This window comes from Streptomyces fildesensis (assembly GCF_016107395.1).
Taxonomy (GTDB): Bacteria; Actinomycetota; Actinomycetes; order Streptomycetales; family Streptomycetaceae; genus Actinacidiphila; species Actinacidiphila fildesensis.
Genome location: NZ_JAAIKO010000468.1, coordinates 1 through 207, shown reverse-complemented (window position 1 = coordinate 207; position 207 = coordinate 1). Strand labels below are relative to the sequence as shown.

General features: G+C 49.8%; 1 protein-coding gene. It reads left to right on the top strand.

Features of this window, described 5'->3' with window-relative positions; all coding sequences use genetic code 11:
* Window positions 1-8: 8 nt before the first annotated feature.
* Window positions 9-207: hypothetical protein (locus tag C6N31_RS47650; RefSeq protein WP_498063749.1), on the top strand; the 199-nt coding region annotated here is incomplete at its 3' end.

The following is a 207-nucleotide window of genomic DNA, read 5'->3' as shown; positions in this document are numbered from 1 at the left end:
TGTTAAACTTGGATTGTGATCACTACATCAACAATAGTAAGGCTTTGAGGGAAGCCATGTGCTTCATGATGGATCCCGCCCTCGGGAAAAAGACGTGCTACGTGCAGTTCCCGCAACGGTTCGATGGCATCGACTTGCACGATCGATACGCCAACCGCAACATCGTGTTCTTCGACGTTAACCTGAAAGGACTAGATGGCATCCAGG